13 protein-coding genes are annotated in these 16,305 nt (G+C 61.9%); all 13 read left to right on the top strand.

Annotated elements, in window-relative coordinates:
- Positions 1-156: 156 nt before the first annotated feature.
- The 13 genes from OKW37_RS11640 to OKW37_RS11700 all read left to right on the top strand — a co-directional run bounded on the left by OKW37_RS11640 (position 157) and on the right by OKW37_RS11700 (position 16,279).
- The gene (locus OKW37_RS11640; protein ID WP_429406371.1) at positions 157-867 is read left to right on the top strand and encodes a TetR/AcrR family transcriptional regulator; all 711 of its coding nucleotides are present in this window, start codon (positions 157-159) and stop codon (positions 865-867) included.
- Between the two features lie 806 nt (positions 868-1,673).
- Positions 1,674-2,798: a porin gene (locus OKW37_RS11645; RefSeq protein ID WP_429406369.1), complete on the top strand. Its 1,125-nt coding sequence runs from the start codon at positions 1,674-1,676 to the stop codon at positions 2,796-2,798.
- A 1,465-nt stretch (positions 2,799-4,263) separates the two neighbouring features.
- Entirely contained in the window at positions 4,264-4,950 is a 687-nt protein-coding gene (locus OKW37_RS11650) for a GntR family transcriptional regulator (RefSeq protein ID WP_102634254.1), read from the top strand.
- Positions 4,951-5,265: 315 nt separating this feature from the next.
- Entirely contained in the window at positions 5,266-6,159 is an 894-nt protein-coding gene (locus OKW37_RS11655) for an alpha/beta fold hydrolase (RefSeq protein ID WP_429406367.1), read from the top strand.
- Positions 6,152-7,108, top strand: coding sequence for a flavin reductase family protein (locus OKW37_RS11660; RefSeq protein ID WP_429355288.1), 957 nt, complete (start codon positions 6,152-6,154; stop codon positions 7,106-7,108). Before OKW37_RS11655 ends, OKW37_RS11660 begins: the two co-directional genes overlap by 8 nt.
- A gap of 238 nt (positions 7,109-7,346) precedes the next feature.
- Positions 7,347-8,378 (top strand): ABC transporter substrate-binding protein, encoded by a 1,032-nt coding sequence (locus OKW37_RS11665; protein WP_128598245.1) that lies wholly within the window; start codon positions 7,347-7,349, stop codon positions 8,376-8,378.
- Positions 8,379-8,458: 80 nt separating this feature from the next.
- Positions 8,459-9,343: an ABC transporter permease gene (locus OKW37_RS11670; RefSeq protein WP_027194702.1), complete on the top strand. Its 885-nt coding sequence runs from the start codon at positions 8,459-8,461 to the stop codon at positions 9,341-9,343.
- A gap of 1 nt (position 9,344) precedes the next feature.
- Positions 9,345-10,139, top strand: a complete 795-nt coding sequence (locus OKW37_RS11675; RefSeq protein ID WP_102634259.1) for an ABC transporter permease — start codon at positions 9,345-9,347, stop codon at positions 10,137-10,139.
- 25 nt (positions 10,140-10,164) lie between these two features.
- Positions 10,165-11,253: an ABC transporter ATP-binding protein gene (locus tag OKW37_RS11680; RefSeq protein WP_429406364.1), complete on the top strand. Its 1,089-nt coding sequence runs from the start codon at positions 10,165-10,167 to the stop codon at positions 11,251-11,253.
- A 12-nt stretch (positions 11,254-11,265) separates the two neighbouring features.
- Complete coding sequence (locus OKW37_RS11685; protein WP_184063065.1) at positions 11,266-11,973, top strand: GntR family transcriptional regulator; 708 nt, start codon at positions 11,266-11,268, stop codon at positions 11,971-11,973.
- A gap of 154 nt (positions 11,974-12,127) precedes the next feature.
- A complete protein-coding gene (locus tag OKW37_RS11690; protein ID WP_102634262.1) occupies positions 12,128-13,288 on the top strand; it encodes a porin in 1,161 nt (386 codons plus the stop codon).
- Positions 13,289-13,401: 113 nt separating this feature from the next.
- On the top strand, positions 13,402-14,862 hold the full coding sequence (gene gabD / locus OKW37_RS11695; protein WP_429406361.1) for an NADP-dependent succinate-semialdehyde dehydrogenase: 1,461 nt from the start codon (positions 13,402-13,404) through the stop codon (positions 14,860-14,862).
- Positions 14,863-14,899: 37 nt separating this feature from the next.
- Positions 14,900-16,279, top strand: a complete 1,380-nt coding sequence (locus OKW37_RS11700) for an MFS transporter (protein ID WP_184063061.1) — start codon at positions 14,900-14,902, stop codon at positions 16,277-16,279.
- The last annotated feature ends 26 nt before the right edge of the window (positions 16,280-16,305 follow it).

Consider the following 16,305-nt stretch of genomic DNA (forward strand, 5'->3'; position numbering starts at 1 on the left):
CGCACTCGGGCGTTGAATCTGGGGGGGCGGGCGCCCCGGCGTGACCTGGATTCCTCGAGACTGAGTGATGTCGAAAACCCGTTGAGCAGCGGGAAGCCGCAATTGACGAATATTCCGGCCAAGTGCCGGTCAGACTAATGGACGATTGTTCTCGTTATGGACGAACTCATCGAGCCGGCGACCCGGCGGACCCCGAAGGGCAATACGACGCGAGAAGCGATCAAGCTTGCGGCGAAGCGCGCGTTGGCAGTAGATGGGTTTTCGAACGCGAAAATCGCCGACATCATGGCGAGCGTCAACCGCTCACCGGGTGCCTTCTACAAATACTATCCAAGCAAGGAAGCACTGCTGCACGAGCTGCTTGACGAATTTCGCACGCGCCTCAAGGCAGAAGTAAACCGCCCCTTGAACACGCGTGGGAACCCGCTTGAACACCTGAAAGAGCGGTTAGGTGCGTTCTGGAAGATCTATCGCGATGACTGGCCTGTGGCAACTGCAGCATTTCAGATGTCGATGGCGGATCGTGAGTTCGCTCGTGCGTGGCATGGCGTGAGGCAACAGGGCATACGAGGCATGTCGAGCGTGATCAAGCTCCTCCAAAAGGAAGGCTATTGCGCCGGGCTCGATAGCGAACTGATTGCTTCGGCACTATGTTCGATGCTCGAATACACCGGTTACAACTGGACTGCGCGCGCCGGTGACTTCCCAGACCGGCTGATTGATGACGGGGCGGCTATTGAGGTACTGACTCGACTGGTCCTGAACGGTGTGAGAGGAGGCGCCGCTGAGACAACAGCCGCGTCTCCCGCAGACAAGGAACCCGGCCGCGATCCGGTACGGCGTCGTGCAAAATCGGAGCGCCGCTGAGCCGGCGAATCTTATGTAGTGGTTGAGGCCTCGAAATGCATGGGGGGCCGGAGGCCACGCGCGAAGTCGCGTTCAGCGCATGGATGTTTCGGGGACCGGCTGCGCCACCCAGTTGGTGATCCTCTGCTGTCGGCTCGAGAACTCGCGCACCAATTGTCTGGGCGTGCGCCCAGTCTTCACGAACTCCACATCTCCGCCTGGATATCCGTGGCACGAGGCTTTCGAAGCTTGCCCGTGCCGACATTCCCCTCATCCAAGAAAAGAGTCCGTCTTTCGTGGCTCAACTCAACTTCGACTGACGCCTATCGTTGCGCTTCGTGTATTGCGACGGGCTGCAGTGTCTAACGGTTCACCCCCCGATTCTTCGCGTCTGCGCAGCACAAACTCGCAGGTCGTTACTGGCAGCACAGTTCGGGTAAACCAAAAGTGAATTGCAATTTACTTATTGGCACCGATAGGCTCTAATGGCTACCAATGGGCCGGACTTCCAAACGCCCGCTGCGGTGGCACAGCAAGGTCTCGCTCTTGACCCTCAGCGACTTGCCGAAGAATGCATGGCGTTCTTGCCAGGGAGGGCTAGGAACTGCGCCGCAAGGTGGGCGGTTACGCCCACGCCAAACAATTGAGGCGATGACGAATTGCGCGGAAGCCGGCACGCGCGAACCGCACTGAACGGCAGATGTCGCGCCGGATGGCCATAGACCGCAGGGGGCGTCATCGGCTCGTTCAGAACACGGCGGAATGTGAATCCGTCGGCATAGAGACGGTAGTCAGTCTTACTAAATAAATGGAATGGAGACAGACGCGTGAAATCTAAATTGGCCAATCTTCTTGTTGCGTCGGGCCTACTGAGCTTCGCCGGGCTGGCGAGTGCCCAGAGCAGCGTGACCCTCTACGGCTTGATCTCGACGGGCATCGCCTATGCGAATAATCAGAAAGGCGCCTCTTCATGGTACGTGGCAAACGGCCCGATGCAGGCGCCACGCTTCGGACTGAAGGGAACCGAGGACCTCGGCGGCGGGCTGCATGCCATCTTCACGCTGGAGAACGGCTTCAGTATCACCAATGGATCGCTTGGGCAGGGCGGCCGCATGTTCGGGCGGCAGGCGTTCGTCGGCTTGTCGTCCGATAGGATCGGCACGCTCACGATCGGGCGGCAATACGACCTCGGCGCCGCAACCCTCTATGGCTACGAGTCGGCGTGCCAGTTCGCCGCCTACGGCACGCATATCGGCGACAACGATAACGTGTTCGACACGTTCCGCATCAACAACGCTGTCCAGTTCAAAAGTCTCGACTATCGCGGGTTGCAAGTCGCCGCGCTGTATGGCTTCTCGAACAAGGCTGACGGGTTCTCGGACAACAGCAGCTACAGCGCCGGCGTGTCGTACCACAACGGCGGGCTGTCGCTCGGCGCGGCCTATAACCAGGTCACAAAGCCGAACGATCCGAATAACACCGGCGGCGCCGTTTCCGGCGACTACGGCTTCACTTCGCCGTTCATCACTAATCCGGCGACCGGCGCAGGCGTCGCCAAACAGTGGATGTTCGGCGCAGGCGGGGCCTATAAGTTCGGCGCGGCAAGCGCGTCCGTGCTCTATACGAAGTCGCGCTTCGACTACCTCGATACGTCCAGGCTCGACCTGAACAACTTCGAGGTCTCGCTGGTGGACTATGTCTTACCCGACTTGCTCGCCGGCGCGGCCTACATCTACACATCAGGCAGCTATCACCCACAACCTGTCGACCCGAAATGGCATCAGATCAATGTCGGGCTCGATTATTTCCTGAGCAAACGGACCGACCTCTTTCTCGTCGGCACCTACCAGCGCGCGGCCGGCGATGCAAAGTTCGCACAGATCTATTCGCTGTCGCCTTCCGGCACGAAAACGCAAGTGTTCGGGGTGGTGGGGATGCGGACGAAATTCTGAGGCGAGGGCCCCCGGCTTGCATCGTGGCGATTGCACGAGACAGCTCATAGCTCTTCGGGCACCGCCTTCGCCTCTCGCAAGTCGGTGGAGTCGAAGCCTTCCGTGAAAGCGCCATAGGTTCCAGCGAGCCGCTGGCGGGCCGCCTCACTCTTGCCTTGTGCTTGCCACAGGCGCAGGAGGTTCAACGTGGCGCGCAGCTCGAGCGACTTCGCGGCTTGATGGCCGGCGACTGCGATCGCGTGTTGAAAGCACGCTTGCGCTAATAACGCCCCCCGTTTTGTCAACCATAGCGCGCGCCTCCGTTAGCGCGCTTGGCCCGGCCTGCGTTTGTCCGCCATGTCCGTAGGCGGTGGACCGCTGCTCAGGCTCATCAACATCGTCTGCCGCTTCTCACTAGAAACGGGCGCGACAGTATTTGCCGCGCATTTCGCGGAAACATCGGCGGGCACGGTAAAGCGGGTTGGCAGAGGATTCGAATGGAGTTATGGGGAGGCCGATCCAGCGATCCGTGACGGGTGAATGCAGCGGATATCCACCATGGCCGATTTGCGGCCACGACCTCATGTGAGCGCATGATCGTTTGACCTTGAAACCGGCCATCGCTGCCAGACGGAGTGAAGCCTACGCAGGTCCGCGGAGTTGTCACCCATTGCAAGACTGGAGTAAGTGAATAAATCTTCCCCTCAAGGACCCGAGCCCTGCATCGCGTACTTTTTTTGGCCATCCTGGCAATGCGAAGCTTGGTGGCGCGTCCGGTTTCTCGTCGTCTGGCTGCGGAACTGATCCGCACCAGTCACTCATCGGGATCAAGGTGAACCTCCGCTTTCCGGTATTCACCCCTGGCTCAGTCGAGCTCCAGAGAATCGTCGGTGCCGGGCCAATGTCCAGAGGGATACATGTCAATTCCATGGTCGCCCGCATGGCGGTACCAGACAGCTATCGGCTTATGACCTGGGCGTCTCGGTGTTCGCAGCAGCGGGATGGCCGGGGACTGGGCACAATCAACTCAATGGTTTCGGACCAACGACTCTACCGGGCTCTCAGTCTCCCGCCAAACCTGGCTAAAGCATCGCGTTACCTCGAATGGTTGGTCATCACGCATCATGTAATAAGTCGCACGCCGCAGCTTCGATGAACGCCCAGGCGAGATCCAGGCGATCCAGTAACTCGATTTCCGTTTTCGTGAATACCGCTTCGGGTGTGGCCTGTGGAACTGCGCGGCTGATCATCGTGAGCCAGAAGCTGCGCCAGCTCAGGACGCAGAGGACGGAGTCTGCGGAGTCGAGTGCGTCTTCGCGCCGGAGGAGACATGTTTAACGCTTATGGCTGCACTTTGCATACCGGCAATGTGCGATCCGCGCTCCTTACCGCATCTAATCTCTTCCTTTATGGTGGATAATATGGCATTCCACGCTCCGATCACGCCATGGTGTGACCCGAGCTTTCTCTGTCCACTTTTTTACTTATGTCAGATCTTAAAGTTGTCCGCGAAACCAAAACCCTTCGTGAACTGACGCTGGACAAGCTGCGCGACGCAATTGTGCAGGGGTATTTCCAGCCGGGCGCACGCCTCGTCGAACGCACGCTGTGCGACGAGTTGGGGGTGAGCCGCACGATTGTGCGCGAAGTATTGCGGCACCTCGAGACCGAGGGGCTGGTGGATGTTATCGCGCGCCAAGGGCCGGTCGTCGCGCAACTGAATGCCGGCCAGGTTAGCGAAATATACGAACTGCGCGGGCTACTGGAGGCGAATGCCGCACGCGCGTGTGCCGAGCAGTCCACACCCGAACTCGTGAGGCGACTGCGGGAGATCCGCAAACAGATCGAAGCAGCGTTCCAGGTCAAAGACTTGCCAGCGGTGCTCGCCTACACGGAACACTTCTACGAGGCGTTGTTCGAGGGCGCGCAACGGACCGTCTCCCTGGCCGTGGTCAAGACGCTCAATGCGCGGATCAATCGATTGCGCGCACTCACGATAGCCACGCCGGGACGCAGCCAGGAGTCGAATCGCGAGATGAACATGATGCTTGATGCCATCGAACGGCGCGACGGCGATGCCGCGTCTTCCGCCTCGATCGCGCATATCAGGCGCACGGCGGAGCTTGCGCTTGCGGCGCTTGCTCAACGAAGCGAAGGGGCGGCCGAAGCTTGACGCGAACGGCCTGACGATTCTCTACCGCTTGTCTGCGCCGCGGTTCCGCGGCGCGCTCCGCGCGCTCCTTCCGAGCGCCAGACCACTCCCACTCCACTCCCCATAACGCGCCGTTCGCTCGCGGCGTTGTCTTCGCTCGACCCGGCCGCGAGGCGCTCCTGGTTTTTCAGCGCGAGGCTCCGACCGGCAACCGCGTGCCGTCAGCAACGTCCATGCCAGCCAGTTCTCCGTTCGAAATTATGGTATTCCATAATATTTTGACGCGAAAAGTTTGCTGTAGTATGGCATACCATAATCTTGTGGAGCATGAGCCGAATGAATCCTGACCGGACGCCCAGGCTTGCCGCAGCGCGCGGCGAGATTGCAGGGACGAGCTACAGCGTGCATGCGCCGAAGTCGGGCGAAGCGCCGGCAACAGTTGTCCTGATTCACGGCGTGGGGATGAATCAGAGCGTATGGTCGTCGCAGATCGAGCCGTTGACGGCGGCAAACTACGAAGTCGTGGTCTACGACATGCTCGGTCATGGCGCCAGTGCTCTGCCTCCGGCCGAGCCGACGCTCGATGATTACGCCGCCCAGCTCGAACGCCTGCTCGACGGCCTCGACATCGAGCAGGCGCACGTCGCCGGTCATTCGATGGGCGCACTCGTCGCACTCGAGTTCGCGCTGACTCGTGCGCCGCGTACGCTGAGCGTCGCTGCACTGAACGCGGTCTACGACCGCTCGCCTGCACAACGCGAAGCAGTAATGTCGCGCGCCGCGACGCTCGGCGATACACCGGCCGATACGGGCGCGATTGCGGGCGTCGACGCCACGCTCAAACGCTGGTTCGGTGACCCGGTGCCGGCGCATCTGACGCAGGCGGCGCAAGCGGTGCGGCACCTGCTGCTCTCGGTCGATCCGGTCGGCTATGCGCGGACTTACGGTCTCTTCGCCTGCTCGGACGACGTCCACGTCGGTCGGTTGACGAGCCTCGCTGTGCCCGCCTTGTTCCTGACCGCCGAGCTAGATCTGAACTCGAGTCCGGACATGTCGTGGGCGATGGCGGAGGCCGCGCCGTTCGGTCGGGCCGAGGTGATTGCGGGTGCGCGTCATATGATGAACGTTAGCCATCCAGAAGAAGTCACCGCACGCCTGCTTGCTTTTTTCGCCGAAGCAGCGCAACGAAACGGGGCAAATGCAACGAACGTGGGGGAAGACCATGTCTGAGCCGATCATCGAACAGACTTTCGACACTCTCGAATTTCGCCGCGCACTCGGCGCATTCGTCACCGGCGTGACTGTTGTCACGACGATCCAGCCGGACGGTTCCCCGCGCGGCTTCACGGCCAACTCGTTCGCCTCGGTTTCGCTCGATCCGCCGCTGATCCTCGTGTGCATCGCGAAGAGCGCGTCGAGCCACGCGGTCTTTGCCACCACGAATCACTTCGCAGTCAGCGTGCTGGCGGGGGAGCAGAAGGCCGTGTCGGGCGTCTTCGCGTCGAAGTCGGTCGACAAGTTCGCGCAGGTCTCATGGCGCGTCCGCGCAACGGGCGCGCCGATCATGGAGGGCGCGGCGGCGACGTTCGATTGCAGGACGCACGACGTCGTGGGTGCCGGCGATCACATCATTCTGATCGGGCGCGTGGTCGACTTCGTGCATACGAATTCTTCGCCGTTGGGTTACTGCCGTGGCGCGTACGTAAACTTCAGTCTCTCGCAGGACGCGCTCGCGGCAACCGGCGCGCGCGCCCAGGTGGGCGCAATTCTCGAACATCGCGACGGCCTGGTGCTGCTTGAAACGAAAAACGGTTTGCAGTTGCCGACCGGCGTCAAGCTCGAACCCGAAAGTGATGCGGGGAGCCTGCGCGGCGTGCTGGCGAAACTCGGTCTCACCGCGCATCTCGATTTCATTTTTGCCGTTTTCGAATCGGGTAGTGGTCCGTCGGCGAGCGTCCACGTCTATTACCGGGGACGCGTGAGCAGCAGCCTCGCCGCAATGATGGACACCGCGATCCACATCGTCCCGCTGCCACGGATTCCATGGAGCGAACTGCGCGACGACGCCGTGCGCTCGATGCTGCAGCGCTATGTGCGCGAGCGCAGCGAAGACGCCTTCGGCATCTACGTCGGCGACACAGAGGCAGGACAGGTCCAGACGCTCGCGACAGCACATTGAGATGCCCGGTGTCGCACGGCTGCCGCCGTCATCCAGATACGCTTTGCGACGACCGGTTTGTCTGGGGTTAATCCACCAAAAAGATCCATCAATCCAGCATCGCAGTGGGGAGACAAAGGAAAAGATGGAAAACAGCAACATGAAGCCAGCGCGTTCTTCGCCGTTGGCCGCAGAGAAGACCGATTCGACGACCACGCAGTCAATTTAGCGCGACCAAACCGACTTGAAGGATACCGATATGACCCGCACCCGCAGTCTGATGATTTCTCCGCTGTTCGCGCTGTGCGCGGCAGCGTTCATGGCGACGCCGGCGCTTGCCGCAGATCCCATCGTGTTCACGAGTTGGGGCGGCACGACGCAATCGTCGCAGCAAAAGGACTGGGCGCAGCCTTTCACCCAGGGGAGCGGCATCACCGTGCTGATGGATGGTCCGACCGACTACGGCAAGCTCAAGGCGATGGTGGACAGCGGCAATGTTAGCTGGGACGTCGTCGACGTCGAGGGCGACTTTGCCTATGCCGCGCAAAAGGCAGGGCTGATCGAGCCTATCGACTACACCGTGGTCAAGAAGGGCGAGCTCGATCCACGCTTCTCGAGCGCCGATGCGGTGGGCAGCTTCTATTACTCGTTCGTACTCGGCTATAACAAATCGAGCTTCAAGGGCGCGCAGCCGCAGGCGTGGGCCGATCTGTTCGACACGAAGAAATTTCCCGGCAAACGAACGTTCTACAAGTGGTCCGCACCCGGCGTGCTCGAAATTGCGCTGCTTGCCGACGGCGTGCAGCCGGACAAACTCTATCCCCTCGACCTCGACCGCGCATTTAAAAAGCTCGACTCGATCAAGAGCGACATCGTCTGGTGGAGCGGCGGCGCACAGTCGCAGCAACTGCTCGCATCGGGAGAGGCGCCCGTCGGCATGTTCTGGAACGGCCGTCTGCATGCGCTCGAACAGACGGGCGTGCCGGTCGGCGTTTCGTGGAACCAGAACCTGACTGCCGCGGACATGCTCGTGATCCCGAAGGGCGCGAAGCACAAGGCCGAGGCGATGAAGTTCCTCGCCGTCGCGACGAGTCCGCAGGCGCAGGCAAAGTTCGCGCAGGATACGGGCTACGCGCCGATCAACGTGAAGTCGGCGGCGCTGATGCCTGCTGCAGTCGCGAAGACGATGCCGGACCAGTACAAGACCTCCCAGATCGACCTGGACATGAAGTACTGGGCGGACAATCGCGACGCGATTGCGAAGCGCTGGTACGCGTGGCAATCGAAATAAGCGTCAGCGAAAGAGGCGTGCCCCGAAGCGGCGGTCAGGCAGAAGGCGCGTAGCAGCAACTGGAGAATGCAGGAGATACCATGCCCAATGTTCTGAGTACCGCGGCCCATCCGCCGGCGACACCCACGCGTCGGCGTCGCGACTGGCGCAACATTCGCCTGTTGATACCGGGGCTCGTGCTCCTCGTGATCTTCTTCATGCTGCCGGTGCTTTCGCTCCTGCTGCGCAGCGTGCTGGAGCCCACACCGGGGCTGCACAACTACGAGCAGCTTCTCGGCTCTTCCACCTACCTGCGCGTGTTCGGCAACACGTTCCTGGTCGCGACCGTCGTGACCGTGGTGACGGTGGCGATCGGTTTCCCGACCGCATGGCTGCTCGCCATTGCGCCGCGCAGGCTGAGTTCGCTGCTGTTTTCGATCATGCTGCTTTCGATGTGGACCAACCTGCTGGCGCGCACGTTTGCCTGGATGGTTCTGCTTCAGTCGACGGGCCCGATCAACCGCATGTTAATGGCGATCGGCCTCATCCACGAGCCGCTGCCGCTCGTGAACAACCTGATCGGTGTGACGATCGGCATGACGTACATCATGCTGCCATTTCTCGTCATGCCGCTGCACGCGACGCTGCGCAGCATCGACCCCTCGACACTGCGCGCCGCGGCGGTCTGCGGCGCGAGTCGCTGGCAGGCCTTCTGGCGCGTCCTTGTGCCATTGGCGATGCCGGGCATCGCATCGGGCGCATTGATGGTATTTGTCATGGCCCTCGGCTACTTCGTGACCCCAGCATTGCTCGGCGGCGCGCAATACATGATGCTCGCCGAACTGGTGGCCCAGCTCGTGCAGGAGTTGTTGAACTGGGGTCTCGCCGGTGCCGCCGCCTTCGTGCTGCTCGCCGTGACGCTCTCGCTCTACGCGCTTCAACTGCGGTTCACAGGCGGCGCGCGCGCCACTGCTGGAGGCCTTTGACATGTTGCTCGATTTCGACCGTTTAGGTGCGTTGCGCTGGGCGCTGCTTGCAATCGGCGCTGCCGTTGCACTTTTCCTTCTGTTGCCCATCGTGTTCATCGTCGCCTTGTCGTTCGGCGATTCGCAGTGGCTGATCTTTCCGCCGCCGGGCTGGACGCTGGAGTGGTACCGCCAGCTTTTCACCGACCCGGGATGGCTCGACTCGCTGCTCACGAGCGCCAAACTTGCGGTGATCGTGACAGTGCTGTCCGTGCTGATCGGCTTTCTTGCATCGCTTGCGCTCGTTCGCGGCAAGTTTCGCGGCCGCAACGCGGTGAAGGCGTTTTTTCTGACGCCGATGGTGCTGCCCGTGGTGGTGCTGGCTGTGGCGCTCTATGCGTTCTTTCTGCGCATCGGCCTGACCGGCACGATGACCGGCTTCGTGATCGGCCATCTGATCATCGCCTTGCCGTTTTCGATCATTTCAATCAGCAACTCGCTGTCGAGCTTCGATACCGCACTGGAAGACGCAGCGTTGATCTGCGGGGCATCGCCGCTCGAAGTGAAGCTGCGCGTTACATTGCCGGCGATCCGGCTTGGCCTGTTCGCCGCGGCGATCTTCGCGTTCCTTGCGTCGTGGGACGAGGTGGTGGTGTCGATCTTCATGTCGAGTCCGACCTTGCAGACGCTGCCCGTGCGCATCTGGGCGACGCTGCGGCAGGACCTGACTCCCGTCGTCGCGGCAGCATCCTCGCTGCTCGTTGGACTGACGACCGTTTTGATGTTGGCGGGCGCAGTGCTGCGCCGCGCCCGATAACGCCCGAACAATGAGGTGATTAGCCATGACTTCCGCATTCCTGCAAATCCAGCGCCTGCGTAAGACCTACGACGACGTCGTTGCCATCGACCAGGTTTCGCTCGATGTGCGCAAGGGCGAGTTCATGACCTTCCTCGGGCCGTCGGGCTCGGGCAAGAGCACGACGCTCTATATCGTCGCGGGTTTTCAGGAGCCGACTGAGGGTCGCGTGCTGCTCGACGGCAAACCGCTGCTGTCGGTCGCGCCCAATAAACGCAACATTGGCATGGTGTTTCAGCGCTACACGCTGTTTCCGCATCTCACCGTCGGGCAAAACGTGGCTTTCCCCTTGCGGGTGCGCCGCCGCCCCGAGGCGGAGATCAAGAAGAAGGTCGAGCAGATGCTCGCGCTGCTTCATCTCGCGGAGTTCCGCGATCGCATGCCCGGCCAGCTCTCGGGCGGCCAGCAACAGCGGGTGGCGATTGCGCGCGCGCTGGCGTACGACCCGCCTGTGCTGCTGATGGACGAACCGTTGTCCGCGCTCGACAAGAAGCTTCGCGAGGAAATCCAGCTCGAATTGCGCCGCATCCACCAGGAGACCGGCGTGACGATTCTCTACGTGACGCACGACCAGGAAGAGGCGTTGCGTCTTTCGGATCGTATCGCTGTGTTCAACAAGGGCCGCATCGAACAATGCGGATCCGGCGAAGAGCTCTATGAAAATCCGGCTTCGCGCTTCGTCGCCAACTTCATTGGCAATTCGAACTTCCTGCCTGTTCGCATCACCGCGCGCGACGCGGCGCAATCGAGCGCCGTCTTCCCGAGCGGCCATGCAATCGCGGCCACCGGCGATGCCACGCTTTCGGTGGGCGGCGACGGCACGCTGATGGTTCGCCCCGAGCAGATCCGCATTCGCGCTGCCGGCGCGGCCAAAAACACGGCGGGCTTGCCAGTTACCGTGCGAGACATCACCTATCTGGGCGACGCCATGCACTACTCGGTGACGACGCCGTGGGCACAGGACATGTCAGTGCGGATGCCCGCGGGAGATCATCGGGACAGTGGGATCGTCATCGGCACGCAGGCCTGGATCGACTGGGATGCGCGCGACACGAGGCTGTTCGCGCAGGCTTGATCGGATACAGCAATGCACCAACCGATCTCGTCCCTGAAAGTTGAGCGCCGAACGACCACGCTCAGAGCGCTTGCGCTCGAGAAAATGCGTAGCGCCATCCTGGACGCGCGTTTTCAGCCAGGCGCCCGGCTGGTCGAGCGGACCTTGTGTGAAGAGCTGGGCGTGAGCCGCACGGTCGTGCGCGAAGTGCTGCGCCATCTGGAGACGGAGGGGCTCGTCGATACCCTGCCGAATCAGGGGCCCATCGTTGCCGTGCTCGATCTCAAGACCGCAACGGAGATTTACGAAATTCGCGGCCTGCTGGAGGGCGAAGCGGCGTCCGCCTGTGCGCGGCTTGCCGACGCACGCACCGTCGACGATCTGGACGCACTGATCGACAGCATTCAGCTCGCTTTCGATGACCGGGACTATCGCGCAGTGCTGGCGTTCACGACGGCGTTTTACGAGCGCATGTTCACCGCGGGCCACAAACATGTCGCGTGGGAAATCGTCCAGTCGCTGACGGCAAGAATCAACCGTCTGCGAGCGTTGACCATCGCGTCCGACGATCGCGGCAGCCAGGCAGTTCTGGAAATGCGTCAGATCCTGGCCGCGATACGCGCGGGGGACGCGGTCGCCGCGCACAGCGCCGCCGTCACGCACATCAGCGGGGTGGCGGAAATCGCCAGGAAGCTGTTGGTTGAAGGGCAGGGCCTCTTGCTCCTGAAACGCGCGGGGTAATCTTCGGGCCCTTTGCTCCTTGCGCAGAAGCGGCGATAGAAAAGATAAAACGGCTCGGTACGACGAAGCGTTCAGAAGGAAAAAGCACGTTCACCCACACGCCCCCACGTTTCGTGGCGGGTTAGCAGCGCATTTGACAAGGAGAGAAGAAAGCATGAAACGTCGTGATAAGAAGAACATTGCTATGTGGTTATTGGCGGGGAGCGCTTTCGTCGCGTTGAACGCGCACGCGCAATCGTCCGTCACGCTGTATGGCGTGATCGACGAGGGCATCGACTACGTCAGCAACAGCGGCGGCCATTCGCTTTGGCGCATGCGCGACGGTACGTATGACGGCGTCTATGGCAGCCGCTGGGGTTTGAAGGGCAGCGAGGATCTCGGCGGCGGTCTGAGCGCGCTGTTCAAGCTGGAATCGGGTTTCAGCACGGAAAACGGCCAAAGCCGCCAGGGCGGACGCCTGTTCGGCCGTCAGGCCTACGTAGGGCTTTCGGATGCGCATCTCGGCACGGTCACGCTCGGGCGCCAGTACGATTCGGTGGTCGATTATCTGCAACCGCTCACCGCGCCCGGACAACTCGGGGGACCGCTCGTTCATGCTGGTGACATCGACAACACGGACAACTCTTTTCGCGTCGACAATTCGATCAAATACGCGAGTCCGAAGATCGGCGGCCTGACCTTTGGCGGCCTCTATTCGTTCACCAATACGAACGCGCCCGGCCGTGGAACGACCGGCTTGTGGAGCCTTGGGGCGAATTACGCTTTTGGCGGGTTCAACATCGCGGGCGCTTACCTGTACGCGAAGAATCCCGCGGCACTTCTGACCGACGGAAATTACGTGAGCAACACCACCGGCGCGGCGATTGGCGCGAGCGGCCCGTTCAGCTACGTGGGCAACCCGGCCAATGAGCAGATCTTCGGTGCGGCGATCAATTACGCGCTGGGTTCGGCGACGCTCGGTCTGGATTACACCAACACGAAGTTCAACGACGCCAACGGCACGCAGGGCACGGTGATTTTTGCGAACTACGAAGCGTGGGGCCGCTACAACCTGACGTCGGCGTGGTACGTGGGTGCGCAGTACGTGTACACGCACGGCAACGTCGGCTACGACCAGTCGATTCCGATTTACCACCAGGTGGGACTCACGACGGCCTATGCCTTGTCAAAGCGCACCTCGCTATACGCGATGGGCGTCTGGCAAAAGGCAGCGGGCGCGGCGTCGAATGCCGACATCTTCGATGGCGCGGTGGGATCGGCGTCGTCGAACAATCATCAGACCGCCGTGCGTATCGGTATGTATCACCAGTTCTGATAGCAGCGTGCTCCGTCCTGGCGCGGAGCACGGTTTCGACCCAGCTTGATATCGCGCGCCCTGACCAGCATCGGGGTGCGCGACACTTTTTTGCAACCCCTTTAGGAATGACCATGGAATTGGCAACCCGGTTGAAGGATCCGCTGCTGTTTCGACAACAGGCCTACGTCAACGGCGAATGGCAAAGCGCAGCCAACGCCGAAACATTCGAGGTTCGCGATCCCGCAACGGGCGCGCTCGTCGGCAACGTTCCTTTGATGGGCGCGAGCGAAACACGTCAGGCGATCGACGCAGCGAACGCGGCCTCGCCCGCGTGGCGCAAAAAGACCGCGAAAGAACGCGGCGCCATTCTGCGCAAATGGCACGATCTGATGATGGAGAACGCCGATGATCTTGCGCTGGTCCTGTCGACGGAGCAGGGCAAGTCGCTTGCGGAAGCGAAGGGTGAAATCGGCTATGCCGCGTCGTTCTTCGAATGGTTTGCGGAAGAAGGCAAGCGCGTGTATGGCGACACGATTCCGACGCCGGCGAGCGACAAGCGCATCGTCGTGGTGAAGGAACCGGTGGGTGTGTGCGCCGCGATCACGCCGTGGAATTTCCCGGCCGCGATGATTACCCGCAAGGTTGGACCCGCGCTCGCCGCCGGTTGCACCATCGTCGTCAAACCCGCCGAAGCGACGCCGTTCTCGGCGCTGGCGCTGGCCGTGCTGGCCCAGCGTGCAGGAGTGCCCTCCGGTGTGTTCAGCGTGGTGACGGGTGACCCGAAGTCGATTGGTGCGGAGCTGACGTCGAATCCCGTCGTGCGCAAGCTCTCGTTCACGGGATCGACGCCGGTGGGCCGCCTGTTGATGAGCCAGTGCGCGTCGACGGTCAAGAAAGTGTCGCTCGAACTCGGCGGCAACGCGCCGTTCATCGTGTTCGACGATGCCGACGTCGATGCGGCCGTCCAGGGTGCCATCGCATCGAAGTACCGCAACAGCGGGCAGACGTGCGTGTGCACGAACCGCTTCTACGTGCACGACACCGTGTACGACCAGTTCGCGGAAAAGCTCGCCGCAGCGGTCAGCCGCCTGAAGGTCGGACGCGGCACCGAACCCGATGTCGCGCAAGGCCCGCTCATCAACGAGGCGGCGGTGCAGAAAGTTGAAGCCCACATCGCGGATGCGCTCGCGAAGGGCGCGTCCGTCGTCACGGGCGGCAAGCGTCATGCGCTCGGCCACGGCTTCTTCGAACCGACGGTGCTCCGGGACGTCACCCCGGCGATGCGAGTCGCAAAAGACGAGACCTTCGGCCCACTCGCGCCGCTCTTCAGATTCAGCAGCGACGACGAGGTGATCCGCTTCGCGAACGACACCGAGTTCGGTCTCGCATCGTACTTCTACAGCCGGGACATCGGCCGCGTCTGGAGGGTTGCGGAAGCGTTGGAGTACGGGATGGTCGGCGTGAACACGGGCCTGATTTCGAACGAAGTCGCGCCATTCGGTGGCGTGAAGCAGTCGGGCATGGGGCGCGAGGGTTCGCACTACGGCATCGACGATTATGTCGTCATCAAATATCTGTGCATGGCGGTTTGACCTGAAAAAAGCGGGGTGCAAAAGCGGACGCTCGAACATGAATACCTGGTCATCCGGAAACAATGAAGCGGGCGCGGCCCGTTTGCACGACACGGCGCTCGATCGCACCGAACCCGGCGCGGTGAGCATACCGTTGCCGGTAACGATACGCGTCGTCGCGATCTGTCTGGCGATGATCCTCGCCGAAGGTTACGACGTCGCAATTTACGGCGCCGTGCTGCCCATGCTGACGCATGGCACGAACTGGTCGCTCTCGCCATTCCAGTTGGGCGCGATTGCGAGTTGCTCATTGGCGGGCATGATGATCGGCGCGATGTGTGCCGGCACGGTGAGCGACCTGATCGGCCGGCGCTGGGTATTACTCGGCAGCGTGGCGCTGTTCTCGGCCATGATGGCTGCGGCGGCGCTGGCGCCCACGCCCACGGTCTTCGTCGTCGCGCGTGTCGTGGGCGGGTTGGGGCTGGGCGGCGTCGTGCCGACCGCCGCGGCGCTCACCGTCGAATATTCTCCACCGCACCGGCGCTCGTTCAACTACGCGTTGATCTACACCGGCTATTCGCTCGGCGGCATTCTCGTCGCGCTGCTCGCGATCGCCTGGTTGCCGACGCATGGCTGGCGATGGCTGTTCGGCCTGGGCGCGCTGCCTCTGCTGCTGGTGCTCGCGGCGGGGCCTTCGTTGCCGGAGTCGATCGATTTCCTCATTGCACGAAAACGTTTTGACGAAGCGCGGTCGCTGGCGCGTGCGCTGCGGATCCGGCACGCGTGGCTTGAAAACGAGTGCGGCGGCGACGCAGTACGTATCGCTGAAAAAAGCGCCCCCGCGCCTGTGCGTTCGTTGTTCGATCGCTCCTTCATTCATGCCACGCTGGCGTTCTGGCTCGCGATGTTTATGGGCCTGCTTCTCCTGTACGGCCTGAGCACGTGGCTGCCGCAACTCATGCGCAAGGCGGGCTATCCGCTCGGGTCGAGCCTCGCATTGCTCATGACGCTCAATCTTGCCGCCGCGCTGGGCTCGCTGTCCGGCGGTGCGTTGGCCGATCGCATCGGTTCGAAACGCGTGGTCAGCGTGTTGTATCTGCTGGCGGCTGCGAGCCTATGCGCGTTGCCGTTTGCCCATGGCGTGGTGCTCACGTATGTGCTGGTCAGCATCGCGGGGGTTGGCACGATCGGCAACACCATGCTGCTTGGCGCTTATATCACGCAGTACTACCCGCCTCACAGTCGGGCGACTGGAATCGGCTGGGCGCTCGGCATAGGACGCTTCGGCGCGATCGCGGGACCATTGATCGGTGGCGTTCTGGCGCAATGGGACGTCGTGCTCGCGTGGAACTTCTTTGTGTTCGCTGCCGCGGGTCTGCTGGCGGCAATCGCCGTGCTGATGGTACCGGGCAATCGCACAAGGCCGATACGAGACTGAACTACAACCACAACTTGCCAGTTTCA

It is taken from the genome of Paraburkholderia sp. MM5482-R2, from assembly GCF_050436125.1.
In the GTDB taxonomy this organism is placed as follows: Bacteria; Pseudomonadota; Gammaproteobacteria; order Burkholderiales; family Burkholderiaceae; genus Paraburkholderia; species Paraburkholderia tuberum.

What these genes read in the sequence shown, in the direction of transcription:
- OKW37_RS11640 (WP_429406371.1), top strand. Translation starts at nt 157, where the DNA reads ATGGACGAACTCATCGAGCCGGCGACCCGGCGGACCCCGAAGGGCAAT.
- OKW37_RS11650 (WP_102634254.1), top strand. Translation starts at nt 4,264, where the DNA reads ATGTCAGATCTTAAAGTTGTCCGCGAAACCAAAACCCTTCGTGAACTG.
- OKW37_RS11655 (WP_429406367.1), top strand. Translation starts at nt 5,266, where the DNA reads ATGAATCCTGACCGGACGCCCAGGCTTGCCGCAGCGCGCGGCGAGATT.
- OKW37_RS11660 (WP_429355288.1), top strand. Translation starts at nt 6,152, where the DNA reads ATGTCTGAGCCGATCATCGAACAGACTTTCGACACTCTCGAATTTCGC.
- OKW37_RS11665 (WP_128598245.1), top strand. Translation starts at nt 7,347, where the DNA reads ATGACCCGCACCCGCAGTCTGATGATTTCTCCGCTGTTCGCGCTGTGC.
- OKW37_RS11670 (WP_027194702.1), top strand. Translation starts at nt 8,459, where the DNA reads ATGCCCAATGTTCTGAGTACCGCGGCCCATCCGCCGGCGACACCCACG.
- OKW37_RS11675 (WP_102634259.1), top strand. Translation starts at nt 9,345, where the DNA reads ATGTTGCTCGATTTCGACCGTTTAGGTGCGTTGCGCTGGGCGCTGCTT.
- OKW37_RS11680 (WP_429406364.1), top strand. Translation starts at nt 10,165, where the DNA reads ATGACTTCCGCATTCCTGCAAATCCAGCGCCTGCGTAAGACCTACGAC.
- OKW37_RS11685 (WP_184063065.1), top strand. Translation starts at nt 11,266, where the DNA reads ATGCACCAACCGATCTCGTCCCTGAAAGTTGAGCGCCGAACGACCACG.
- OKW37_RS11690 (WP_102634262.1), top strand. Translation starts at nt 12,128, where the DNA reads ATGAAACGTCGTGATAAGAAGAACATTGCTATGTGGTTATTGGCGGGG.
- gabD (WP_429406361.1), top strand. Translation starts at nt 13,402, where the DNA reads ATGGAATTGGCAACCCGGTTGAAGGATCCGCTGCTGTTTCGACAACAG.
- OKW37_RS11700 (WP_184063061.1), top strand. Translation starts at nt 14,900, where the DNA reads ATGAATACCTGGTCATCCGGAAACAATGAAGCGGGCGCGGCCCGTTTG.